The following is a 23,756-nucleotide window of genomic DNA, read 5'->3' as shown; positions in this document are numbered from 1 at the left end:
GAGATTGCATGCTTTTGTTTGTAGACCAATATCACGCGGGTAGAATGGGAAGTTGTAATTGATAATTAAATAAATGAGATGAACACTTCTGTGACGAGTGGGCGCATCTCGGCATATGATGCCTTAGCTATAGACTCGAGCCCATCTCGGAAGGAGTGCGAAAATGAAAAAGAAGAAAAGCGTTCGCTCGTCAGGAAAGACGAAGAAGCCGCTGTACTTTGTCGACAACCCTAATACATCTGAGCTTAGGATGCTCGATAAGATGTCTAAGAAAAAGAAAAGCGAAGCGACTCAGAAGACCGTCAAGTTGAACGCGGTAGCAGCGATGAAGCAGCTGCAAGAGGAGCAAGACAGTAGCACGGAATCGGTGAATCATAAGGAGCAGTCCAACACAGAAGCTGTTCAAAGTCATGAAAGTGAAGCCAAGCGATCTGATCCTAAGCCGCAGGAAATTATTATTAGCAAGAGCTGGTCACAAACGGCTCCTTCGATGCAGGAGCCAATGGCGCAGCCCTTTTCCAATATGGAGCTTGTTACCTCAAGCAATCTGAAGATTAACAATGCACAGTCCAAGGACGAAATGAAGGAAGCAGCAGTCCATCCTACCGAGTTGGAAGCAGCAGGCGCCAAGGAAGGGAGTACAGAACGAGCTCGCGAAGAAGCTGGACGATTACTCCTAAGCGAGGCAGAGAAAGTGTCGCGGATGGAAGAGAAGCGCAGCAGGCAGCGAGCAAAGGCAATCATATATACGGATGACCTCGCCGATGAATCGGTGACAAACGAGAAGCTTGCACCCAATGCAATCGACAGCTCTAAGCTGAGACGCGAGTCGATTGATGAGCATGCATTGAAGGATTATTCTGTTACAGGAATGAAGCTAGCCGAAGGCGCAGTGACAAGTTCCAAGATCGCCCAAGAATCCATCGCAGAGGAACATCTGATCCCTAACTCGATCTCGGGCTCGAAGCTGCGTGATCGCTCCATTTCCGGCAGGAAGCTGAGAGACGGAAGCATCACGAGCGAGAAGCTAGCGGATCGAACGATTGATGCCGCTAAAATCGCAGAGGGCTCTATCGATACGAAGCATCTGCGCGGACTGCTCATTTCAAGCGAGCTGCTTATGGATCAATCGGTTACAACCGAAAAGATACGAAGCGGTGCGGTGCAAACGGAGAATCTAGCGAATGACAGTGTAGATACCTCTAAGCTGGGAGAGGAGTCTGTAACGACTTCGAAGCTGCGCGCTAGAGCGATAACGAGTGAGAAGCTTGCTGCAGGAAGCGTTCAAGAGGAGCAGCTTGCGGATCAGAGTGTGAGCGGCCGGGTGCTGCAGGATGGCGTTGTTCACAGCAGGCATCTTGGAGAAAATCAAGTGAACAGCGCCCATGTGATTAAGGCGAGCATCGGCAGCACTCATATTCAAGCAGCCAGCATCGAGTCAACACATATCGCAGAAGGAGCCGTTCAGCCGCAGCATCTTGAGCGTGAAGCGATGCGCGAAGAACATATTGGCAAGAAAGTCATCCAAGGCGCTCATCTGCAGGATCAAGCGATTACAACAGCTAAGCTTGGAGATCAGGCCGTGACGACTGTGAAGCTGGTCGATCATGCGGTTACCTCGTCCAAGATTGCGGATCAAGCCATTGTCTCGCCTAAAGTAGCGGATGAAGCGATCTTATCCAAGCATATGGCGAAGCAGTCGGTCGGATCTAAGCAGCTTGCTCCGCTTTCTGTTAGCGGTCAGCACCTGCAGCCAGAGTCCATCGGCGGCGAGCATCTGGAGCAGGATTCGATTCGCGCGCAGCACCTGCGTCAGGGATCGGTGACGAGTGATGCGATTGCTCCACTATCAATATCTCGGATTCATCTTGCTGAGCAAAGCGTAAGCTCTGTACATCTTGAAGACGCCGCGGTAACCGAAGCAAAGCTTCGTACGGGGAGCGTAACAACAGGCGTTCTGGCTGATGAAGCGGTGGTAGAGTCGAAGCTTGCTTCCGAGAGCGTCAGCAGTGAGAAGCTTCAATATGGAAGTGTAGAATCGCATCATCTGCAGGATGAGGCAGTTACTTCAGCGGCGCTGCGATTCGGAGCTGTTGGTGAGGAGCACCTTGCGGAGCAGTCTGTTCACAGTCGTCATATTTGCGACGGCGCTATTATGACAGAAGGATTAAGCAGCGAAGCCGTAACAAGTGAGAAGCTCGCCGTTCAGGCGGTTACCGAGCAGCATCTTGGTGAGGGCGTCATCTATTCCCATCACCTCGCTGATCATGTTATCACCTCGCTTAAGCTCTCTCCAGAGAGCGTGTCAAGCGACAAGCTGAGTGATCATGCCGTCATCGAGAGCAAGCTTGCCCAAGGATCGGTTACAAGTGAGAAGCTCTCTGAGAACAGTGTTCATGCTGAACATCTCGCTCCTCTTGCTGTAGCAAAGGAGCATTTGCAAGAGCAGTCTGTTGCATCCAGACATCTTGCAGAAGGGTCGATCCAAACTGATCATCTGAGCGTGGATTGTGTAGATACGTTTGCGATTCAGCGTGGAGCGGTCACATCCGACAAATTGGCTGAGGCGGCAGTAGGAACGGAGCAGCTGGCGAGCGAGAGCATTCAGGCGCGACATCTTGCCCCTCAGTCTGTGACAGGAGAGGCACTCGCAGGCGAGAGCATCACAACCGATCATCTTGCTGATGGAGCGGTGACAGAAACGAAGCTTGCCGAAGGCAGTATTAGTGGTGATAAGCTGCAGCAGAACGTCATCAAGAGTGATCACTTGCAGGCAGGAAGCATATGCGGCGAGAAGCTGCAGGCAGGAAGCATTGCCTCTCATCATCTTCGCGAAGCTGTTGTCCAATCGGAGCATTTGGCAAATTGTACGGTTGGCGAGCAGCATTTGCAGCCCGAATCGATTCATGGCGGCATGCTGCAGATCGGCAGTGTCGACAGCCAGCACCTCTCTTCACAAAGCGTCCAAGGCGAGCATCTGGCAGTAGAAAGCATTGCTGGCAAGCATATCAAGGTCGAGGCGGTTCAGGCCTATCATATTAAAAAAGGCAGCCTCTCCCCAACACATCTGAGCCCCGATATGCTGACAGCCGATTATTTGCTCGATGGAAGCATACAAGGGGAGAAGCTCGCTGACGCCTCCATCGCATCTTCGCATCTGCAAGCAGGCATTATCCATCGGGAACACCTTGGAAGCAGATCCGTCGATGAAGAGGTTTTGGCTGATGAAGCGGTTCGCTCCGAGCATCTCGCAGCAGAGTCTGTGTACGGCCACCATCTGATGCCGTATTTGATCGAAGAGCAGCATCTTCAGGACAGAATAATCTCTGAACGTCATTTGCAGGCGGGTATCGTGCAAAGTGAGCATCTTGCGGATGAGGCCATTACCAGCGGCCATCTTGCCCTTGGAGCGGTGAACGGAGGAGCTATTCAGTCAGGCAGCATCCTGAATCAGCATCTGCAGGATGGCGCAGTAGACAGCCGCGTGCTTGGGGCAGGATCGGTTCAGACCGAACATCTAGCTCATGAGGCCATTCATAGCGAGCAGCTTGCACACGAATCTGTTGGTGAAACGCATATTCGTCAGGGGGCAGTTGGCGAGCGGCATATTAAGCCCCAAGCAATAGTCTCGGAGCATCTTGCTGAAGGCTCAATACTTCCGCACCATATGCATAAGCAAAGTGTATCAGCTGAGCATCTGCAGTCAGACAGCATTCGAGCGGATCACATGCAAGCGGAGGCAGTTACAGCAAGACAGCTTCAATCTGGCAGTGTGACGGGAGAGAAGCTTGCGGAAAGTGCTGTGCGTGCAGAGCATTTGGAGGACTTTAGCATCATATCCTCTAAGCTTGCTCCAGAGAGCGTGCAATCGGAGCATCTTGTTCATCTGTCTGTGCTGTCTCATCATATCGGCGACCAATCCATCAAGTGCTATCACATGGATGAAGAGGCAGTTAGGCGTGAGGCGATTGCTGACGGCGCAGTGAATGGGGAGAAGCTGGCGCTGCAGTCGATTGATGCTGTCCATCTGCAAGAAGGCATTATTCATCGGCAGCATGTTGCGAACAGCTTCCTGCAGGAGCTTGAGGCCTATGTTCAACAGGCGGTGGAACAAGTTCAGGCTGATCAGGAACGGCATCAGCAGCTCGCCCAGGAAGAGGTGAAGAGCGAGCATATCGCACAGCAAGCGATAGGATTGTCGCATCTTCAGCCCGAAGTTCTGCTGGAGTGGGCAGCGTCAATGAGAAACGCCCTGCTGGAGGGAGCGGCTGAGCTCCATGCCATTCAACATGTGCCGTCTATCGTGCTTGAGATCGGCAGTGTGCAGTCTGAGCATGTTGCGCCAGGCAGCATCTGCAGCGCGCATTTGCAGGGAGGAGCTGTTCATGCGCGGACGATCGCCAAAGGTGCCGTGCATGAGGAGCATCTGGCGGATGAAGCGATTGCTCCTCGCCATCTTCGCTTTAATCCTGTGCAGGCGAATGCTAATGTGAAGAATGCACTGCAGCAGTTCGGCCATGCTGCCTTTGCTTTTGACCATACGGAGGAACGGGTTGAAGTGCTTATTTCCTTCGATGAGCCATTCGCAGATGATCAGTATGCGCTCGTCGTGTCCACGAATCAATCGGCCTGCTATGCGGCTGTAAAGTCGCAGCATGCTGCGGGAGCCATTGTTGAGGTGGTTCGAACGAGAATTGCTCCTGAGTCAAGCGGGCAGATCGCATGGATTGCAATGGGGACAGCTAATGATTCCTGTGTCTAGCCGTTAGATATGTACATTAACGCGCACGATAGGTTGCAGTTGCCTGCGGGTTAATCATGTGACAAGGAGAGTAGCAGGCAAGTAAGGCGATCTTGTTGCGTTTGCTTCTGTTGAAAGTAAAGGTCGGGCGATCGGGAAGATCTCCCGGCCTTTTTCTAAATGTGAGCTTGAGTTTTAAGTTCTTGCTGCTTGCTTCTTGAGCATGTGGTTCGTCAAAGAGAGAGGCTGGTTCTATCAAAATGGCGGAGTAAACGATGCTTAGCAGGTTATAGGAGTGTGCTGCATGGCTGTGTCGGAAGTAGGTAGGAATCGTCATTCGTGCCTTGATAGGCATATCTCGTGCATAGGCTGAATCTCTTGATAGGGCGTACAGCCGCCGTTCCACCCCTTATCCCCAGTCATACTATGTCTTGTAACAGCAGGTATTCACATAAGCAGGGGGTGTATGAGTTGCGACGAGGAAAAGCGGCAAGCATGAGCACTCGTGCTGGTAAACGCATAGGCCGCACAGGCCATTCAGCAGGGCGTTTGAAGCGTCAATCGATGCGGTCAGTCACGAGTAGAAGACTTGGATCAAGTCGAGTTATGAAGCATCGCCAGGGAAGAAGGGATCGTGGATTCACGCGGTTGACCTACATGCCGCCTCATCCAGAGCCGTTGGTCTCAGTCATTATCCCTGTTATGAATGAGCGGGCGACCATTGCCCGAGTCGTAAAGGAAGCAAGGAAGGTCCATCCGGCAGTGGAAGTGATCGTCGTTGCCAATGGAACCAACGATGGTTCCGATTATATCGCAGAGCGGCTTGGTGCCATCGTGCTGCGTCATCAAGAGGCCTTGGGCCATGATGTGGGGCGCACATCAGGGGCGCTTGCTGCAAAGGGGCAGGTGCTGCTCTTTATAGATGGAGATATGATCATTTCTGCGGCAAGGCTTCGCCCTTTCATTCATGACATTATTCAAGGAGCCGATGTCGCGCTGAATGATTATTCTGGGCCGGTTCATAAACGACAGGTGCATCGGGTTGTCTTGGCCAAGCATGCCCTTAATGCCTTATGTTCTCGTCCAGATCTAAGAGGGGCGTCGATGACTGCCGTTCCGCATGCAATAAGCCGTAAAGCACTGGACTCGATAGGAGCGGATGCTTTATCCATTCCGCCACTTGCTCAAGCTACCGCTATTCACAAAGGGTTGACGGTTGTTCGGTCGTCGTCTGTTGATGTTGGGCGCTTAAATCCAATTCGGGCAAGACATTTTAGGAAAGATCCGCTTGAGCCATTAATTGACAATGATCATCTTCAATCCATTCGTTGGCTGACAGAGCAGGCCGGAAGTCGTGGAGGTTACACAGATCTTGGACGCAATCGGCAGATTGTGAGGGAGCAGACATGATGCATGAGGATCAAGAACGGGTTGGCAGTGAAGAGCAAATTGCACAAATCAAGCGGTTGTCATCTTCTAGCCCGACATCTCGCGCGGCAAGAGCAAGGAGACGAGAGGGAACTCGACTGTCAAAGTCCTCCCGTTGGATGCGTTCGTCTAGAGCGGGGAGAAGAAGCAAGCGCTCAAGAATGACAGGCAAACAGCGGCGAGGGAAAGCAAGACGGGTACGCTCTAGAAATCGTATTCCGATGAATAGGGGGGCTGTGCTTCCAACAGGTTACGGACAGCTTGCGACTGCTGCCGGCGAGAGAGACGGGCAACGATTGGCGCAAGAGGGATACCATCCAAACGAGCTGCAGCGCTTCTCGCTACAAGCTCGCCAAGCATTTGCACACTTCGCGCATACATTATCACCAGGCCTATCCTCATACCCGATGATCCCGCTGTTGAGTGACGCCTATATGCAGGGGCTCGCCTCGGCATTCCACGGTCAGCTGCCCACCCTTATGCTGCTGCCCACCACGATGAAGCTGTCTGTCGTTATGTGCGCCATGAATGAAGAAGGGCGCATCGGTTCTGTCCTGCAAGAGGTGAATCGCCTTGCGTTAGATGAAATCTATATTGTGGTGAACGGGTCAACAGATCGGACGTTGGAGGAAGCTCGAATAAGCTCCCCGCAAGCCACTATCGTTCATTATCCTGAGCGAGTTGGCCATGATGTTGGACGTTCCATTGGTGCGAAGCTGACTCGATCGGAGGCGGTGCTGTTTGTAGACAGTGATATTGCGGTTCCTGCCGAACAGCTCGGTGCCTTCCTATGGTCGATCGCCCAAGGGGTGGATGTGGCCTTAAATGATATTACGCCGCTGCTGCCTCCATTCGACAGACAGGATTCGATCAGCTACTGCAAGCAATGGCTGAACGCCTGCTTGGGCAGGCCGGATCTGGAGTCCAATTCTCTGACTGCAGTTCCCCATGCCTTAAGCCGCCAAGCCATCGATAGGGTTGGGATAGAAGCGCTCAGCGTACCGCCGCGCGCTCAGGCGCTTGCTTTGCTTCATGGACTTCGAACCGAGACGGCAGCAACCATAGATGTTATTACACATAATCAAGTAAAAACGACTAATAGCGGCGCAAACAACCAAGTAGCCCAACTGATTCTAGGCGATCATTTGGAAGCCTTCCATACAATCTGGAGTTGGAAAGGCAATGCCTTAAATGAACCGCAGCACAGCAGACAGCACATTGCCGTAAGGAGGAATAGGGAATGAGCGAAGCGATGTCAGGGCCTCCGGCGGCAAGCATTGTCATCCCAACGTACAATCGCCTTTATTTGTTGAAGTCCTGCATAGAGGCGATTCGGGCGCATACAACTCCTTCTTATGAGCTGATTGTGGTGGATAATGGATCTACAGATGGAACAGCTCAGTATTGCAAAGAAGAGCGAGTTCCTTTTATATCCTGCCCTAGCAATCTTGGGTTTCCGGGGGCATGCAATCTCGGCATGAATGTGAGTGCGGGCGACATTATTATTTTGTTGAATAACGATGTCATTGTGTCTTATCGCTGGCTTGATAATATACTGGAAGCATTCAGGCTGCATGAGGATATAGGCATCATTGGGCCGCTCACGAATTATGCCAGCGGGAGGCAGTGCGAGCCTCGTGCTTACGATGATCTAGAGCAGTTTCACCATCATGCGAGGCAATGGAATAAGCCTGATCCGAAGAAGCATCAGCGTGTGCTGCGCGTGGTGGGATTGTGCTTAGCCGTTCGCAGATCCGTTATGAACCGGATCGGGCTCCTTGATGAGCAATTCAGTCCCGGCCATTTTGAAGATGACGACTACTGCCTGAGAGCCAGAATGAGCGGTTACGGCATTATGATTGCCCGGGATGTATATGTGCATCATTATGGAAGTGCAAGCTTCAAGGAGCATGGCGAGCATGCGCTTAAGGAGCTTGTTCGGCGCAATTATAAGCGATTTGTAGATAAATGGAGCATTGATCCCCATCAGTTTATCTAAGGAGGGAGACTGTGTGAAAGGAATTATATTAGCGGGCGGCACAGGCAGTCGGCTGTACCCGCTGACGAAGCTCATCAACAAGCATCTCCTGCCCGTCGGCAAGCATCCCATGATCTGCTACGGGATTGAGCGGCTTCGAGCAGCGGGCATTCGGGAGCTCTTTATTGTAACGAGCAAGATGTCGGCGGGATTGTATGCTGAGTATATCGGAAGCGGCAAGGCCTTCGGCGTCAAAGTGACCTTTGCTGTTCAGGAAGAGGCAGGCGGCATTGCTCAGGCGCTGTCACTGGCAGAGCCTTATATCGTTCCAGGCGAACGCTTCGTTGTACTGCTTGGTGATAATCTATTCCAGGATGATCTGCTTGCTTACGTGTCTGCATTCGAGGAGCAGCCTTCAGGTGAAGCACGCGTGCTCTTGAAGCGAGTCCATGATCCTAGGCGCTATGGAGTTCCTGTCTTTGATCCTGAACGTCGAGAGCGCATTCTCTACATCGAGGAGAAGCCGAAGCAGCCCCAGTCGAACTACTGTGTCACGGGAATCTATATGTATGATACGGAAGTATTCCGGCATATTGCAGAGATTGCTCCTTCAGCCAGAGGAGAACTTGAGATTACAGATGTCAATAATGCGTATGCGCATAGCGGCAAATTAAAATACGATATTTTGCAGCGCTGGTGGACAGATGCCGGAACATTTGATTCGCTCCAAGAGGCAGCCGTGAAGCTTTGGGGGGTACAGCTATGAAAAAATTGCTTGTCACGGGCGGAATGGGATTTATCGGGAGCTGCTTTATTCGAACAATGCTGGCAAAGCATGAGGATATCCACATTACGAACGCGGATCAGCTGACGTATGCCGGCAATCCCGATAACGTGAAGCCCTTCGATACCTGCGACCGGTATGCTTTTATACGGACAGATATTGCAAATGCCGCTGATGTAGAGCGGCTATTCGAGCATGGAAGCTATGAAGCGATATTCCACTTTGCTGCTGAATCGCATGTTGATCGCAGCATCTCGCATCCTGAGCAATTCGTCGTGACGAATGTGCTTGGCACCTTCCACCTGCTTGAGGCCGCTCGCCGCCATGGCGTTGGTACTTTTCTTCATGTTTCTACAGATGAAGTGTATGGAGCGCTGGGCGATGAGGGAAGCTTCAGCGAGAACTCGCCGCTTGAGCCGAACAGTCCTTATTCGGCGAGCAAGGCTTCGTCAGATCTTATGGCAAGAGCTTATGTGAAGACGTATGGTTTGCCCTTGATCATTACACGCTGCTCCAATAATTATGGCCCTTATCAGTTCCCAGAGAAGTTGATTCCGACCATCATATTGCGCGCACTGCAAGATCAGCCCATACCTGTATATGGCGATGGCCGGCATATTCGTGATTGGCTGTATGTAGAAGATCACTGTCTTGCCATTGAGGCAGCTTGGAAGAGAGGCAGGGTAGGGGAAGTATACAATATTGGCGGACATGAAGAGAGAACGAATATCGAGATGGTGCGAATGATTCTTGAGCTGCTTAATAAGCCAGCATCGTTGATTACTTATGTGCCTGATCGACTCGGTCATGATCGAAGATATGCGATTAATCCTGACAAATCTGCAAAAGAGCTTGCCTGGCAGCCCAAGCTGAGTCTTACTCAGGGCTTGATGGAGACCGTGCAGTGGTATGTGGATCACCGCGACTGGTGGGAGCGGGTCCTCTCAGGCGCTTATCGAGAAGGGTGGTGAAGAGGTGACACTCCTTCGCTCTCTTTCTGCGGCCAAGCGCCGCAAGAGCAGAACTTCGCTTGCACGTTCAATAAGAGGAAGAAGAGTAAAGATGCGGGGAAGAGCAAGGCGCGGCAAGCGAGGCTCAGGACGTGGAAAACGGATTCGGAAGCGCCGTAATCTCAGGGGAATGAGACAGCAATCCCAAGAGCTCTTATTGGACCTTGAGAGCGAGCGCCAGATTGCCTTTGAAGATGGCTTCCGAAAAGGAAAGTATGAGGGCGGTGAAGGTTTCCTAGCGAAACTCATTCCCGAGCATATGATCCTCCCCGATATTCCAGTTGAACATGTCATTGCGCTTGGCTTCGAGCAGGTAAGGCATCTGCTGCAGACGCTGGTCGATCCCGCGGATATCTTCATTCATATGGAGAGGGCGCTGGAGCGAAAGGAGCCATTATCAGTCGTAAGACTAGGAGATGGCGAGCTGCTTGCTCTTGCGCATGACCGGGTCTTGTCTTCGGCACTCGTTCGCAAGGAAGCACCGTTCTTAGGCTATGCAGGTATGGATATCCCTGATCATGAGTATCGCGATCAGCTGGCGGAAGCTGTCCGCCAGGCAACCTTTGTCGGCATACCAACGTCCAGAATGCCGAACTTTCAAGGCTTGATGTATCCAACATTCCGTGCATACGGCATGGAGGTCAGGCATATGCGGCTGACCTACTCGACGGTGAATTATATGCTCGCTCAGTATGGTCATCTGAATCGGCTCTTGCAGGGCCGAAGGGTGCTTGTTATCGGCAATGCTGCTGAAGCATTGGCGCATGTATTCCGATCAAGAGGCATCGCGGTGGCTGGTGTTGTAACTCCAGTGATGGGTGTAAGAGATACCCACCGAGTGCTGGCGGAAGCAGCGACATATGACTTCGATCTTGCCTTGATATCGGCAGGCATTCCGGCAGTGTTGTTAACCCAGCGCGTTGCTTCGCAGTTTGGAAAGGTGGCGCTTGATTTCGGGCACCTCGCCAATAAGATTGCAAGCGGAGAGCTTGGATTCTAATGGAATGAGTGAATATGATGAGGAGATGGAGGAAGGCAGATGGCGAAGCTGCTCAAGAAGGCTCGGACACGCAACCGCCCGCGACGGAGCTTAAAACGCAAGCCGAAGCGGCTTGTCAAAGGGAAGTCCAAAGTTAAGGCCAAAGTGCCGACCCGAACCGTCATCCATAACGATGAATATGAACATGGCTATGCGCTCGGCTATGCAGAGGGGTTGCGTCGTGGTCAAGATGAGTATGAGGCTCCATTAGATGGCACGAGTATTATTATAGCCAATTACAATAAGCTGGATCTGCTCAAGCAATGCTTGGACAGCATTCGCATGCATACCCCGAATCCGCACGAGATCATCGTGGTGGATAATGCATCTACGGACGGAAGCGCCCAATTCCTAGAATCATGCTCTGGGAAGCTGAGATACCATATCCATGAAGTGAATCGAGGGTTCTCTGGGGCGGTAAATACCGGGTTGATGATGGCAAAGGGACGCACGATCTGCATTTTGAATAACGACATCATCGTAACGAAGAATTGGCTCACCAACCTTTTGAACGCCCTGAACAGCGATTCAAATATCGGCATTGTCGGTCCTGTGACCAATTATATTGGCGGGCCTCAGCAGATTCAGGTGCCATACAGCAATCTTCAAGGCATGCAGGTCTTTGCTGCTAGGCATAATGTCGCGAATTCAAGCCTGTGGCAAAGCGTGGATCGGCTTGTCGGCTTCTGCTATTTGCTGCGCAGGGAAACTTTTGAGGCCGTAGGTTATATGGATGAAGGCTTTGCAATCGGAAACTTCGAGGATGACGACTATATCATCCGAACAAGGCTGACGGGAAGAAGGCTTGTTATCGCACGGGACTGCTTTATCCATCATGTGGGCAGCCAAAGCATGAAGGCGCTGGGAGAGCGGCTCCAGGAGGTCAATGACAAGAATGCGGCATTTTTCTCTGCAAAATGGGCCAATGCGCATGATTGGGTAAGTCGGGTAAGGGCGCATTCCACTCGCAGCGTGCTTCGTGCCCAATCCTTCTACCCCTCTCATGTTGCGGCAACGGGGCTTAGCGATACGATTTATTGGATTGAACATGGCACGAAGTATCCATTGACAGGACCCGTTCATATCCCTGTTGTGAAGCTGTCGCAAATGGATCTGCTGGGCTTTGGCACAGGTCCAGTGATGGATGCCAAGACTGCTGCAGTCAAGTGGAATGAGCAGTCGGCTCCGGATGGCAGCATTCCAGACGGAGGTATCTTTACCACAGAGAACGGTCGATGGTTCCAGCGCCAAGGAAGCTCCTTCCACGAATTTGTTAGCCAGCATGCCATTGCGAGATGGTCGATGGAAGGCCGAGTTACACACCGAAGCGAAGCTGATCGCCATAAGCTTCAAGAAGGCATGCCCATCATTGCAGCTCCAATGATTTACTCTTATCATCTGTAGTCTTGTCTTTTATCTCAAAGTACAGATCCAGGACATTTAGGCAAAATGACCGTATACAGATGGATAGGCACGGCATATGTTGTAGAGACATGCGTATGCCTGATTTATGAGGAGACAAGGCACAGGCCATATAGGCATTTTGGAGGGATGATGATGCAGCACAACGTAAATGAAATGATCCAGCATATGTCGCATACCCAAACCCATATGGCAAGGGTGCTGGATGCCGAGCGGCAAGTCGCGGTTAGGATGGCGCATATTATTCACCATCTGCCTGATCTTCACCCGGAATTCGAGGGGCTTGCAGGGCTTAAGGAGCAATCTGGCCAAGTGACGCGCAATCTAATTGCCTACTTGAACAGCCTCTCTGCACTTGAGGATGCCATGGCGCTGCAACTGCAGTTTATTGTACGTGAAATGCAGAGTACCCGAGATGATCTGGAGTAGAAGGAGTGGGTCAAGGTGAGTCGGGAACACGCTTATGCGACCATGCTTGAAGCCATGGCCAAGATGCAGTGGAATGTGGCGCAGATACTTGAAGCGAAGGCGCTGGAGGCGGAGAAGAATCGAAACTGGGTATTGAATCATTTGAATCAGCAGGCTTTTGCAACTCATCTTGAGCAGTTGAATGAGCCAATGGAAATTCATGAGCAGGTGATAGAGGTGCTGGAGGGGCTCGCTAAGCTGCAATACAGCTTGGCGCGCAACATGAATGTGCTCCTGGTGGAACCATCCCGAAATGATTATAGTGGAAGTGCAGATGACAGCGAGGATGGAGAGGGGTATTCCTCATGAGCAGCTCTCCTCATTATGATAGACGGACGGAAGCCCAGATTAAGATGGTGGAGGCGATGGCACGCAGCCAAGCTGCGCTTGCCCGCCTGCTAGAACAATTAGCAGACATATCGGAGCTGTCTCGCCATCAGTCGAACCTTATCCACGATAATATTCTTTCGCTCACTCACTATCAGCAATCCCTTTGCCATACGGTGACAGGCTGGAGATGGAGAGAGGTGAAGCAGGGCAGTGCTGGGATGCCCTGGCTCAATCATCAGTATCCGCTCGATGTGTCAAGGATTCATAGAGTGGAGGAGGAATAGCAGCTTGAAGAAGCGTAAAAATCGTTTGTCGGCGGCGTCTAAAAGAGGCGGTGCAAGAAGAAAGGGCAAAAGCGGACAACGCGCTGGCTCTCTAAAGGGGAAGAAGCTGAAGCGCAGTCTCAAGCGAGGCAGCCTGCGCGGCAAAAAGCGCCGCAAAAAAGGGAGCTTAAGGAATGGCCGCATGTTCAATCAAAGCTATGGAACGGCTTATGAGGAAGGCTTCCGTGTCGGCTTTGCCAAAGGATACGAGGACGGTCACCAATTGGCCTATGCGGCCAAGGCATAATAGGCACACCCCGCTAGCCGTACAGGCTGTTGCGGGGTTTTTAATAGCTGAATCTGATTAGAGCTGAGCGCTCTAAGAGCCGCTGCTTCGAATACAAGAGCGTGTTGCTATAACAAGCAATGAGCTGCAATCGGATTGCGGGGCATCTGCCTGATTTGCTCGCCTCCTAGATAGTGGTCCATGAATTTGTGCAGGGCAAGACATATATTGAGAGTGACTATAACGATAGAAGTCTATAAGAGTGACTGCATGAAGTAACAGCCGCAGTGATACCGCGCTGTCGTTCATATTTTACACATGGCAAGGAGAATATGATGAAACAAGCTCGACTAGCTGCAAAAAGAAGAGTGCGTTCACGAACACAACATGCTTCTTATAAATGGAGTTCACGGAGATTCAATATGATTTGGCGCATGAGCAAGAACGGCTTGCGATCGCGCTTCGGGCTGTACAGACGACCTACAGCCGGCATTGGTATGAGTATCGTGTACATCGTCTGCTAGAGTGGTTGGCGTGATCAAGGGCGGCGGGATGAAGTAAAGGAATGCAGCGAGGCTGAACGAGCAGAGAGAATCATGGCACAAGGAGTGATGACATGGCCAGGAAGAGTGTTCGCCAGCGACGACGATTACCCTTACGCAAAAAAAAGCTGCTTCGCAGCAGCAGATGGAAGCGCCGAGGTAGAAGCAAGAAATCAGTCCGGGTTAGAGTGAACTGGAAAAAACGGGGGCGGGCTCAAGGGCTGCATGATGGGTTTCAAGAAGGATATTTGCGAGCACGCGCTGATGTACTGTTTAACACGGTTCATCCCGACGTAAAATACCGGCCGCTGCATGTTCTATATGTATCTACGGGGAAAGGCATGCCTTATTCGCCTATTGATGAAGCGATGGTCGCTTCGCTGCAAGGTCTGGTCAGCCGTGTAACGATTGCAGGGCCTAAGGATTCGGTTGCTTCTATGGCAGCTGATCTAAGGCCAGATCTTGTGCTTGTCTTGGACGGCATGGACTTTACTGCAGAGCAGCTTGATGAACTGCGCAACCTAGGCATTCGAACAGCTGTATGGATCACGGATGATCCTTACTACACCGATACGATGGCGCGAGTCGTCACACACTATCATTATGTCTTTACATTGGAATTGAATAATGTGGGCTTCTATCAGTCATTAGGCTGCCCTCATGTTTATTACTTGCCATTTGGCGCCTACCCTGGACACTTTAGGCCTAAGACAACACCTTCGCCGGGACAGCGTGATGTAGGATTTGTTGGGACGGCCTATTGGAACCGCGTTCGATTTTTCGAGCCTATTGTTGATCGCATGATGCAATATAATGCTTATTTTTCTGGGTTGTGGTGGGACCGATTATCGAAGTATCACCATTATGAATCAAGAATTGACCTTGGGAAGTGGATGAGTCCACAGGATACGGCAGAGACATATAATACCACGAAGATTGTTATCAATATGCATCGTTCGCCTGACGATGAATCGGTAAATACCAATTCGACTAGAATTATGGCATCCTCGCCTAATCCAAGAACGTTTGAGATTATGCTGTGCGGCACGCTGCAGTTAACCGACATTCGCAGTGATCTTGGACGTTTCTATACGCCAGGAGTTGAAATTGAGACTTACAGCTCGCCAGAAGAGATGATGGCCAAAATCGATCATTATCTGAAACATGAAGACGAACGGCGCAATATCGCCTTGCGTGGACTTGAGCGAACGCTTCGCGATCATACCTATGCCAATCGCTTGAATCAGCTGCTGGGTACTATCTTTGGGTAGATAGTAGGGGATACGGGAGCCAAATCCTCCTGCTGGACTTGGGCTGACTGATGAAAATGTTCGTATGGCAAGCTCGATAGGGGAATATAGCAAGGTTACACATGAGACCTCGTTTTCCGCTGCAAGGTGGAGATGAAGGTCTTTATTTATGGCGTATGATGCCTAAATGAAGAGTGGATTGTTGTCACGCTAAAGCTTAAATAGAACGAATTTATTTCGATGAAGCGGTTACAAGCTGCTTAATCGCCATTTATCTGCTTCAAGCTAAATAGGCATTGCATTAGAGCGATAGCATGAGGGAGACAGAGATATGGAGCAGAAAAGTTGAGATTAAACAGGATTTTGTACGACAATGGCTCAAACAAGGACATATATGAACATTTGCTCCCATTTACAGTCTCTTGGGGAAGGAGTAAGATTCACTTCATCAACAGTAGAACAACCGTTATCGTCTTGATCGCTGAGTTCCGTTATGTTCGGAAGCGGGGGAACCAATGATTATTCAGGCGCTTAAGCAGCTATGCTTGCGGCCTGAAGACGGGGTGAATCTGGCCAAGCAGGAAGAGGGAGGGCAATGTCTGCACTCCATTCCGTGAAAAAGGCTGGTAGGGCGACTCTTCGATTCCGAACCCGACAGCTAACCTCGTAAGCGTCCGAGGAGAGGCATGATGATGAAAACCTAGCGTGACACTACGGTTTAAGTACGGCCTCTCACCCGAAGGAAAGGTGGATACGGGATAAGGAGGCGCCAAAATTTATGCAGCACACGGATCGAATGATAACTATATTCGCTCCGAATACGATGGGCGAGGATTTTATTCGCCAACTGCGCGGAGCAGGGATGAAGGTTGCAGCAATCGTGAATAACATGCGAGGAATAAAGCGCATGGAGAAGCTTGGCATTCATGAGGTATGGAAGATTCGTACAGCCGACAGCATGACGTTTCCACCGGAGACGCCGATTGGACGCATTTATTTGTTTGAATCCAGCTTTACCTTGACGTGCCGTTTGCTGCAGCTTATAAGGCCTTGCACCAGCGAGCGCATCGTAATCATCACGAAGAATCATTATCCGCGTTCGATTTACCGATTATTAGGCTGTGATATGGTCGTGTATACGCAATCCGACAATGTATCTTTCTTACTGTCGGATTTGCTGACAGAGCAGTCCAAGTAATCAGAGCACGCCTAACAAACAGCATCCCCCTATTCAAAGTAGAACAGTTCTACTTTGAATAGGGGGATGCTTTGTGTCTAAGCAACTGCTTGTAATGGCGCTCTCGCCAGTTCCGAGAACATTGGACTACTCTACGTTCTACTATACCGCGACCCAGTGTCCTTTGCTAACTTCAACCAACTTGGCATTCGCCACATTATACTTATCCTCTAAGGACGACTCGTCCATCAGCTTGCGGCTCTTCTGTGCTTCAATCTTGGGATCAGGAATCGGAATCGCCGCCAGCAATGACTTCGTATAATCATGCTGCGGATTCGAATACAACTCCTCGCTCTCGGCCAGCTCGACAATCTTGCCCATGTACATGACAGCTACACGGTCGCTGATATGCTTGACCATCGACAGATCATGGGCAATGAAGAGATAGGTCAGCTGAAGCCGCTGCTGCAGCTCCTCAAGCAGCTTAACAATCTGTGCTTGAATGGATACGTCCAGTGCGGACAGCGGCTCATCGCATACGATGAACTTCGGATCGACGGCAAGCGCTCGCGCAATGCCGATGCGCTGTCTTTGACCTCCAGAGAATTCGTGTGGAAAGCGAAGGGCAAAGGATGCATCCAGCCCAACCATCTCAAGCAGCTCCTCTACTCTCTTCCGGCGTTCCAGCTTGCTTAGCGAGAGCTTCTGCACGTCAAGGGCTTCACCGATAATATCAAGCACCTTATAGCGCGGATTAAGCGATGCATAAGGATCTTGGAAGATCATCTGCATGTAGCGGCGCATCATTTTCATTTCCTTATTGTTCATGCGGCCAATGGACATCCCTTGATAGCGGACATCGCCTGCCGTAGGCTCATGAAGGCGCAGAATGGTGCGTCCGGTCGTCGATTTGCCTGAGCCGGATTCGCCAACGACCCCCAAGGTCTCGCCTTGCTTAATATGAAAGCTGATATCATCGACCGCCTTCAAGACCTGGCCTTTGCCAAGCTGGAAATAACGCTTCAAGCCCTGTACCTCAATGAGCGGCTCTGCAGCATTAGGAATTAGAATAAGCGGCGCCTCCTTCGGCTTCTTCTTCTCATGAAGCTTAGGCAGAGCATTCAGCAGCTTCAGCGTATATGGATGCTTAGGACGCTCGAAGATCTCCTCCGTTGTTCCTGTCTCTACAACCTCGCCTTCCTTCATCACCACGACACGATCACACATGCCGGCAACAACGCCGAGATCGTGCGTGATCAGAATAATGGAGATGCCAAGGCGCTCCTGCATGCTTTTCATCACATTTAGAATCTGTGCTTGAATAGTCACATCAAGCGCGGTAGTCGGCTCATCCGCGATAAGCAGCTGCGGTCGGCAGGCGAGCGCAATGGCAATCATGACGCGCTGCCGCATGCCGCCGGAGAATTCATGCGGATATTGCTCGTAGCGCGCCTCACTATCCCGAATGCCAACGAGCTTCAGCATGTCGATGGCTTCTTGCTTCGCCTGTTGACGAGACAGCTTCTGATGCTTCATCAAGCTCTCTGTGATTTGCTTGCCGATCTTCATCGTCGGGTTCAAGGAGGTCATCGGATCTTGAAAGATCATGCCGATGTCGCGTCCGCGGATGCTCTCCATTTCTTTCTCGCTCTTATGCGCAATGTTCTCGCCAAGGAAGAGAATCTCGCCATCCTTTACATAGGAGGGAGGAGACGGAAGAAGACGCATGATTGAACGTGCAGTTACACTCTTGCCGCTGCCGGATTCTCCTACGATGCCAAGCGTTTCTCCCTTCTTGACTTCAAAGCTTACGCCGCGAACGGCATCGACTTCACGCTCTCTTCCTTGAAAGGAGACATGTAGATTATGGACCTGCAATATCGTTTCCATCGATTCACCTGCTGTCTAGGATATTGTTATCGGCAACAAACTGCCACAAAATAACAAAGAAAACATTGAAATTGTAGTAACGAACGATTTATATTGTTACAAAGATTACTATAGAAATTATTGACTTTTAAAAAGCTTGTCTATAATATACTATACAGATCGGAATTATGCAATTTAATAGAATGCGAGAGGAAGTAGTGACAATGAAGGAGGCCTTAAGGGTAAGAGACGTACACTCGAATGCAGGACTTGCCGACATCATTGGCAGCGCCTATCGTAAGATGCTGCTGCATCCTATCTATCGATGGATCGTGCTGTTAGTGGGCTTGCCCGTCAATTTCGTTGTACTCCTCTTCTACCTCTATCAAAGACGGAGTGACACCTATTCCGAGATTCGAAGGAGGACGAAGCAGGAACTGCTGGACTCTGACTATAAGAAGGAGCTTCAAAGCTCCTTTGCTGAACAGCTTGATCGCAAGGAGCAATTTTTCGGCGGCAAGATAAGCGAGCAGGAGCGAAAGCGGCAGATTGAGCGGTGGACGGAGGAGGAATTCAACCGGACACTAGAGGAGCGGACAGAAGCGAGACTGGCTGAGCAGGGCCAGACGAGATTGAGCTTTGCCGACACCTTTGCCGAGCTTATGAATAAGCCGTGGTTTTGGATCTTCTCAGGCGTGCTTGGACTGCCTATGCATCTTATGATTCTGCTGTACAACAGTCCTTATCTTAAGTATTTGATGGAGCGTCTTGTCATGACGCTGCTTGTGATATTGGGTGTCGCCATCGTTGTCTTCACCATCTTGCATTTATCGCCGCTTAATCCGGCAGCGAATATATTGGGCGAGACGGCAACTAAGGAACAGATTGACAACTTCAATCAGATCTATGGGCTCGATCAGCCCTATCTGGTACAGCTGTGGAACAATCTCAAGGGCATCTTGACCTTTGATCTTGGGAAGTCTTTTGCAGGCAATGAGCAGGTAACGACAGCCATAGCGAATAAGTTTCCGATAACCCTTACATTATCTGTCATTTCTTTATTCGTGGCACTGATCATAGCGATTCCTGTAGGCATGATTTCAGCCACTCGGCCGAACTCATTTTTTGATTATACTTTTATGTTTATCGCATTATTGGGCTTGTCGATACCGAACTTTTGGCAGGGGTTGATCTTCATACTGAACTTCTCGATCAAGCTCCACTGGCTGCCGGCAACTTTCAATCCGCAGAATTGGCTCTCTATGATTATGCCAGTGATTGTGCTTGGCACGGGGCTTACTGCCGCAGTCGCCAGAATGACGCGCTCCTCGATGCTTGAGGTCATCAATGAGGACTACATTCTCACGGCGCGGGCCAAGGGGCTGAAGCGTCGAGGTGTATTGCTTAGGCATGCGGCGAGCAATGCGATGATTCCCATCATTACGGTGGTTGGACTGCAGTTCGGCGGCATTCTTGGGGGAGCTGCTGTGACTGAGAAAGTATTCAATATTAGCGGGATTGGAAGCTATATTGTCGATAAGCAGTTTATTCCTGACATTCCAGCCATCATGGGCGGCGTTGTATATACGGCCATCACGATCTCGATCATTAATGTCATGATTGATATTCTCTATGCCTTTTTCGATCCGCGGATTCGATCCAAGATGAAACAATACTGAAGCAGGTGTGCGTCATGAAAAAGAATCTTACGGCTCAAGACATTTCATTTCATATCAAATCAGTGCGAGAGTACGGGCAGGCTCACTTTGCCTGGATCGTTTCCTTTATTCTCACGATCATCTTGCTGCTGAACAGCTTTGACAACAGTGCCGGAAGCGTGAAGCCAGCGCTGCTAGCCTTAGGACTTGCCTATGCGGGCTGTACACTGCTTCAGGCGATCATTGCGATTCGCATTCGCGGTGATGTATTGAAGCGAGGGGGCATCCAACCGCTGACCCGTGCGCTTGCCGGGGTGTTGCTGTTGAGCGTGGTGACGGGCAATGTGTTCACCGTGACCGCAGCTGCACAATTAGTGAAGCGTAAGAAGAGCGCGGAATATACGCTTGGCGTTTACATGGTGCTTACGCAGCTGTTTGTCACCGCAGTATCGGCTGTTAACTTATTTAAGCCTTATGTGTCCGATACCTTTATGGTTGGCATGCTGCTCTTGAGCATCATAACGGTCATCCAATTCGCAGGGCTGCTTATTGTCATTAGGATTGATCGCTTAGGGAATTACCCTAGCTGGACCAATGCATTAGCAGGAATTCTAATCGCAACCGCTGTTACCGGCAACTTGTTTGCTTTGATTCTGGGGCTTCGACTGATCGCTAAGTGCCGTCAAAGCCTAAATCCTAATTACGCAAAGCGAAGCAGCATCTGGGAGCGGCTCACGAACAGCAACACTTCAATGCTCGGGTTGTTCTTTATCTTATTTATTTTTACCTTATCCATGTGCAGCCTGCTTACCTTCGAGTACAGCTTTGCTGTAGAGAACAATTATGAGGCAATCCTGCAGCACTCCAGTCTTGCCTATCCGTTTGGCACGGATAATTTCGGCCGGGATTTGTTCTCACGGATCGTGTTCGGTGCAAGGATATCGCTTCTGGTTGGTCTCGCAACTACCTTGATACCCGCCATTATCGGTGGCGCCCTTGGCGCATTGTCCGGTTATTTTGGAAAGATGACAGACAACATCATCATGCGTGTGCTTGATGTGCTGTACGCCATTCCAGGCATCCTGCTTGCCATTGCCATTATCGCAGCATTTGGGGCCAATACGGTCAATCTCATCATCGCTCTTAGTGTAGGCTCGATTCCAACCTATGCGAGGACGATGCGGGCGAATGTCATGATGGTGTCCACCTATGAATTTGTGGATGCGGCAAGAGCATTCGGCTCGAATCATTTATCGATTTTGTTTAAGCATGTAGTGCCGAACTCTCTGGCGCCGATGATTGTAAAATCGACCTTGACGATTGGGGGAGCGGTTATTGCGACCAGCAGTCTCAGCTATCTGGGACTAGGGGTTGAGCCGCATATTCCAGAATGGGGCAATATTCTTAAAGTAGGCAGCGCGTATCTAGAGTCCCATTCATACCTGGCCATTTATCCAGGGCTCGCCATTATTGCTTTGGTGTTATCCTTTAACTTCTTAGGTGACGGTTTGCGCGATGCACTTGATCCGAAGTTAGACTAAATCATACAGGGTCCATATTCGATTCATCTCCTCTTGACGTAGATGTGACGCATTGTGTCGTATTATGATGCTCACTTGGCTATTAGGGAGGCGTCGAGAATATTGACCCGCCATTTCATCATTATTTTAGGAGGTCCATCATGAAAAAAAGTGCTTATGTCTCGCTATTACTCACGCTTGTCCTGCTGATTAGCGCATGCTCCGTCAAGACAAAGTCCGAAGCGAACGATACGAAGCCAGAGACTACGACAGAATCGAAGGCCAACACATCAGGCGTTGAGATTGAACTGCTTGGAATGGCAAGCGGGGAATCGGATCTTAACATTGTCCGCGACCAGCTGACCAAGAATGGCTTCAACGTGAAGCTGAACATCCAGCCGGATTACGGCAGCTTCAAGGCGCAGGAGGATGCAGGCAATTATGATATCTCCTTGTCTGGATGGACAACTGTCACTGGCAACCCGGACTATGCGGTACGTTCGTTGTTCAAAACAGGCGGGGACTACAGCAAGCTCTCCGATCCTGAAGTAGATAAGCTGATTGACGAGGCAGCAACGCAGACGCCGGATCAATATGTGGATACGTATAAGCAGTTCGAACAGCTGTTGGTATTTGACAAGGCGTATATCGCGCCATTGTATATTTCCTATAAGAGCCAAGCCTTCAATAAAGAATTGCTAAAAGAAGATTCCGTTCGTTTATCCAAATCCCGATCTCTCGCATGGGAAGACTTGGACTTTAATGATCAATCGAAGCGCGACAAAGAGCCGGTTGTGCTCAGCCAAGCGAACCCGACGTTGACTTCTCTTGACCCGATTAAAGGGAATGACGGATCGATCAATATGCTGAATACGAATATGTATGTGCGCTTAATCAACCTGACCGATGACGATAAGATCACGTCTGATGGTTCCCTGTCATACAACTACAGCATCGGAGACGGCAATTCGGAGTACTATTTTATCCTAAGAGACGATGTGAATTTTGCCAAGATCTCTGACAAAGCAGCTGTAGATACAGGAGAGCGTGTAGGTGCCGATGATGTCATCTTCTCCTTGGATCGCGCGAAGGACAAGAATGCTGTGCCTGATCACCGCACGTACAGCTTGCACGAGCATATTAAGACCGTTGAAGTTGTAAACGATATTGCTCAATTGGACCAAAAGCAATCCGGCGGCAATGGCACTGTGAAGGAAGCGCTGGAGCAAGGCTTGGGCCAGAAGATTACGCAGCTTGTGACAGATAAGAATCAAGCAGATTCCAAAGCGGGCAAATATCAGGTAATCAAGCTAACTACGACCGAACCGTTCCCGCAAGTATTGAACTACCTAGCGCATCAATCGGCAGGCATTGTGTCCAAGAAGCAGGTTGAGAGCATCAATACGTATGATGTGGCTACCTTTGATGTGAACAAGGATATTCCATATGGGGATCAAAATACAGTAACAGAAGGGCCGAACTACAAGAACACGCTGTATGCAAGCGGCCCATACATTTTGTCCTATAAGAACGACTACAAAGCTGTATTTTACAAAAATCCAGGCTACATGAAGGGCACGGAGCATGAGCCTAAGATCAACAACGTTGAAGTGAAGTTCATTAAGGATTCCGACAGCTCCTTGTCTGCGCTTCGCAGCGGTGAGACGCATATCTTCTACGGCGTGCCTGAGACGAAGTATGATATCGTGAAGGGCGACAGCAAGCTGAAGCTGCAATCTATTGAGAGCAACGCAGTATCCTACTTGCTGTTCAACACCGCCAATCGTGAAGTTGCAAAGAGCGAGGATCTAAGAAAAGCGGTCTTGTATTCAATTAATCAAGAAGAAATCAAAGCATTCTACAATGGCAACAAGATCAACGCGGTGTCGACTGTGAGCCCGATGGTGAAGACTGGAAATGAGCTTAAAGCAGATCCTGCGAAGGCGAAGGAGTATCTGGAGAAATATAAAGCGAGCAAGTAATAGACTTTT

19 protein-coding genes and 1 riboswitch are annotated in these 23,756 nt (G+C 50.3%); of the genes, 17 read left to right on the top strand and 2 right to left on the bottom strand.

Annotated features, from left to right (window positions below; all coding sequences use genetic code 11):
- Positions 1 to 163 precede the first annotated feature (163 nt).
- Complete coding sequence (locus B9Y93_RS20465; protein ID WP_085497696.1) at positions 164 to 4,762, top strand: WIAG-tail domain; 4,599 nt, start codon at positions 164 to 166, stop codon at positions 4,760 to 4,762.
- A 16-nt stretch (positions 4,763 to 4,778) separates the two neighbouring features.
- On the opposite strand, the gene B9Y93_RS24395 is transcribed toward B9Y93_RS20465, so the two are convergent.
- Positions 4,779 to 5,147, bottom strand: coding sequence for a hypothetical protein (locus B9Y93_RS24395; RefSeq protein ID WP_139829200.1), 369 nt, complete (start codon positions 5,145 to 5,147; stop codon positions 4,779 to 4,781).
- 65 nt (positions 5,148 to 5,212) lie between these two features.
- Between B9Y93_RS24395 and B9Y93_RS20460 the strand changes: the two genes are divergently transcribed.
- The 13 genes from B9Y93_RS20460 to B9Y93_RS20400 all read left to right on the top strand — a co-directional run bounded on the left by B9Y93_RS20460 (position 5,213) and on the right by B9Y93_RS20400 (position 16,739).
- Positions 5,213 to 6,151 carry a glycosyltransferase family 2 protein gene (locus B9Y93_RS20460; protein WP_244903515.1) on the top strand — a complete coding sequence of 313 codons (939 nt, stop codon included), beginning with the start codon at positions 5,213 to 5,215 and terminating at the stop codon, positions 6,149 to 6,151.
- The gene (locus B9Y93_RS20455; RefSeq protein WP_085497694.1) at positions 6,148 to 7,413 is read left to right on the top strand and encodes a glycosyltransferase family 2 protein; all 1,266 of its coding nucleotides are present in this window, start codon (positions 6,148 to 6,150) and stop codon (positions 7,411 to 7,413) included. Before B9Y93_RS20460 ends, B9Y93_RS20455 begins: the two co-directional genes overlap by 4 nt.
- A complete protein-coding gene (locus B9Y93_RS20450) occupies positions 7,410 to 8,168 on the top strand; it encodes a glycosyltransferase family 2 protein (RefSeq protein ID WP_244903514.1) in 759 nt (252 codons plus the stop codon). The genes B9Y93_RS20455 and B9Y93_RS20450 overlap by 4 nt, the downstream gene beginning before the upstream one ends.
- A 13-nt stretch (positions 8,169 to 8,181) precedes the next feature.
- Entirely contained in the window at positions 8,182 to 8,913 is a 732-nt protein-coding gene (locus B9Y93_RS20445; protein ID WP_085497691.1) for a sugar phosphate nucleotidyltransferase, read from the top strand.
- The gene (rfbB, locus tag B9Y93_RS20440) at positions 8,910 to 9,902 is read left to right on the top strand and encodes a dTDP-glucose 4,6-dehydratase (RefSeq protein WP_085497689.1); all 993 of its coding nucleotides are present in this window, start codon (positions 8,910 to 8,912) and stop codon (positions 9,900 to 9,902) included. Before B9Y93_RS20445 ends, rfbB begins: the two co-directional genes overlap by 4 nt.
- Positions 9,841 to 10,941, top strand: a complete 1,101-nt coding sequence (locus tag B9Y93_RS20435; RefSeq protein ID WP_244903513.1) for a GT-D fold domain-containing protein — start codon at positions 9,841 to 9,843, stop codon at positions 10,939 to 10,941. The genes rfbB and B9Y93_RS20435 overlap by 62 nt, the downstream gene beginning before the upstream one ends.
- Before the next feature lie 39 nt (positions 10,942 to 10,980).
- Positions 10,981 to 12,384, top strand: a complete 1,404-nt coding sequence (locus tag B9Y93_RS20430) for a glycosyltransferase family 2 protein (protein ID WP_085497687.1) — start codon at positions 10,981 to 10,983, stop codon at positions 12,382 to 12,384.
- Positions 12,385 to 12,537: 153 nt separating this feature from the next.
- Entirely contained in the window at positions 12,538 to 12,831 is a 294-nt protein-coding gene (locus B9Y93_RS20425) for a nucleoside-diphosphate sugar epimerase (protein WP_085497685.1), read from the top strand.
- Positions 12,832 to 12,846: 15 nt separating this feature from the next.
- Positions 12,847 to 13,179: an alpha-helical endospore appendage domain-containing protein gene (locus B9Y93_RS20420; protein ID WP_085497683.1), complete on the top strand. Its 333-nt coding sequence runs from the start codon at positions 12,847 to 12,849 to the stop codon at positions 13,177 to 13,179.
- Complete coding sequence (locus B9Y93_RS20415) at positions 13,176 to 13,484, top strand: hypothetical protein (protein ID WP_085497681.1); 309 nt, start codon at positions 13,176 to 13,178, stop codon at positions 13,482 to 13,484. The genes B9Y93_RS20420 and B9Y93_RS20415 overlap by 4 nt, the downstream gene beginning before the upstream one ends.
- A 4-nt stretch (positions 13,485 to 13,488) precedes the next feature.
- Positions 13,489 to 13,770: a hypothetical protein gene (locus tag B9Y93_RS20410; RefSeq protein WP_085497679.1), complete on the top strand. Its 282-nt coding sequence runs from the start codon at positions 13,489 to 13,491 to the stop codon at positions 13,768 to 13,770.
- A 595-nt stretch (positions 13,771 to 14,365) separates the two neighbouring features.
- Entirely contained in the window at positions 14,366 to 15,562 is a 1,197-nt protein-coding gene (locus tag B9Y93_RS20405; RefSeq protein ID WP_085497677.1) for a CgeB family protein, read from the top strand.
- A gap of 448 nt (positions 15,563 to 16,010) precedes the next feature.
- Positions 16,011 to 16,230, top strand: a riboswitch (cyclic di-AMP (ydaO/yuaA leader).
- An 89-nt stretch (positions 16,231 to 16,319) separates the two neighbouring features.
- Positions 16,320 to 16,739: a hypothetical protein gene (locus B9Y93_RS20400; protein WP_085497674.1), complete on the top strand. Its 420-nt coding sequence runs from the start codon at positions 16,320 to 16,322 to the stop codon at positions 16,737 to 16,739.
- A 141-nt stretch (positions 16,740 to 16,880) separates the two neighbouring features.
- On the opposite strand, the gene B9Y93_RS20395 is transcribed toward B9Y93_RS20400, so the two are convergent.
- Positions 16,881 to 18,608 carry an ABC transporter ATP-binding protein gene (locus tag B9Y93_RS20395; protein ID WP_085497672.1) on the bottom strand — a complete coding sequence of 576 codons (1,728 nt, stop codon included), beginning with the start codon at positions 18,606 to 18,608 and terminating at the stop codon, positions 16,881 to 16,883.
- A gap of 203 nt (positions 18,609 to 18,811) precedes the next feature.
- Between B9Y93_RS20395 and B9Y93_RS20390 the strand changes: the two genes are divergently transcribed.
- From B9Y93_RS20390 to B9Y93_RS20380, 3 genes are all read left to right on the top strand, one after another.
- Positions 18,812 to 20,266 (top strand): ABC transporter permease, encoded by a 1,455-nt coding sequence (locus B9Y93_RS20390; protein ID WP_085497669.1) that lies wholly within the window; start codon positions 18,812 to 18,814, stop codon positions 20,264 to 20,266.
- Positions 20,267 to 20,280: 14 nt separating this feature from the next.
- Complete coding sequence (locus B9Y93_RS20385) at positions 20,281 to 21,786, top strand: ABC transporter permease (protein WP_085497667.1); 1,506 nt, start codon at positions 20,281 to 20,283, stop codon at positions 21,784 to 21,786.
- A 140-nt stretch (positions 21,787 to 21,926) separates the two neighbouring features.
- Positions 21,927 to 23,747 carry an ABC transporter substrate-binding protein gene (locus B9Y93_RS20380; RefSeq protein WP_085497665.1) on the top strand — a complete coding sequence of 607 codons (1,821 nt, stop codon included), beginning with the start codon at positions 21,927 to 21,929 and terminating at the stop codon, positions 23,745 to 23,747.
- The last annotated feature ends 9 nt before the right edge of the window (positions 23,748 to 23,756 follow it).

Origin of the sequence: Paenibacillus aquistagni (assembly GCF_900177815.1) — a bacterium.
In the GTDB taxonomy this organism is placed as follows: Bacteria; Bacillota; Bacilli; order Paenibacillales; family Paenibacillaceae; genus Paenibacillus_B; species Paenibacillus_B aquistagni.
Note: the sequence above shows the minus strand (reverse complement) of the source record. Positions and strands in the feature narration are given on the sequence as shown.

Bases quoted from the DNA above. Each gene is read 5' to 3' on its own strand.
- B9Y93_RS20465 (WP_085497696.1), top strand. From the start codon at position 164: ATGAAAAAGAAGAAAAGCGTTCGCTCGTCAGGAAAGACGAAGAAGCCG.
- B9Y93_RS20455 (WP_085497694.1), top strand. From the start codon at position 6,148: ATGATGCATGAGGATCAAGAACGGGTTGGCAGTGAAGAGCAAATTGCA.
- B9Y93_RS20450 (WP_244903514.1), top strand. From the start codon at position 7,410: ATGAGCGAAGCGATGTCAGGGCCTCCGGCGGCAAGCATTGTCATCCCA.
- rfbB (WP_085497689.1), top strand. From the start codon at position 8,910: ATGAAAAAATTGCTTGTCACGGGCGGAATGGGATTTATCGGGAGCTGC.
- B9Y93_RS20435 (WP_244903513.1), top strand. From the start codon at position 9,841: ATGTGGATCACCGCGACTGGTGGGAGCGGGTCCTCTCAGGCGCTTATC.
- B9Y93_RS20430 (WP_085497687.1), top strand. From the start codon at position 10,981: ATGGCGAAGCTGCTCAAGAAGGCTCGGACACGCAACCGCCCGCGACGG.
- B9Y93_RS20425 (WP_085497685.1), top strand. From the start codon at position 12,538: ATGCAGCACAACGTAAATGAAATGATCCAGCATATGTCGCATACCCAA.
- B9Y93_RS20415 (WP_085497681.1), top strand. From the start codon at position 13,176: ATGAGCAGCTCTCCTCATTATGATAGACGGACGGAAGCCCAGATTAAG.
- B9Y93_RS20405 (WP_085497677.1), top strand. From the start codon at position 14,366: ATGGCCAGGAAGAGTGTTCGCCAGCGACGACGATTACCCTTACGCAAA.
- B9Y93_RS20400 (WP_085497674.1), top strand. From the start codon at position 16,320: ATGCAGCACACGGATCGAATGATAACTATATTCGCTCCGAATACGATG.
- B9Y93_RS20395 (WP_085497672.1), bottom strand. From the start codon at position 18,608: ATGGAAACGATATTGCAGGTCCATAATCTACATGTCTCCTTTCAAGGA.
- B9Y93_RS20390 (WP_085497669.1), top strand. From the start codon at position 18,812: ATGAAGGAGGCCTTAAGGGTAAGAGACGTACACTCGAATGCAGGACTT.
- B9Y93_RS20385 (WP_085497667.1), top strand. From the start codon at position 20,281: ATGAAAAAGAATCTTACGGCTCAAGACATTTCATTTCATATCAAATCA.
- B9Y93_RS20380 (WP_085497665.1), top strand. From the start codon at position 21,927: ATGAAAAAAAGTGCTTATGTCTCGCTATTACTCACGCTTGTCCTGCTG.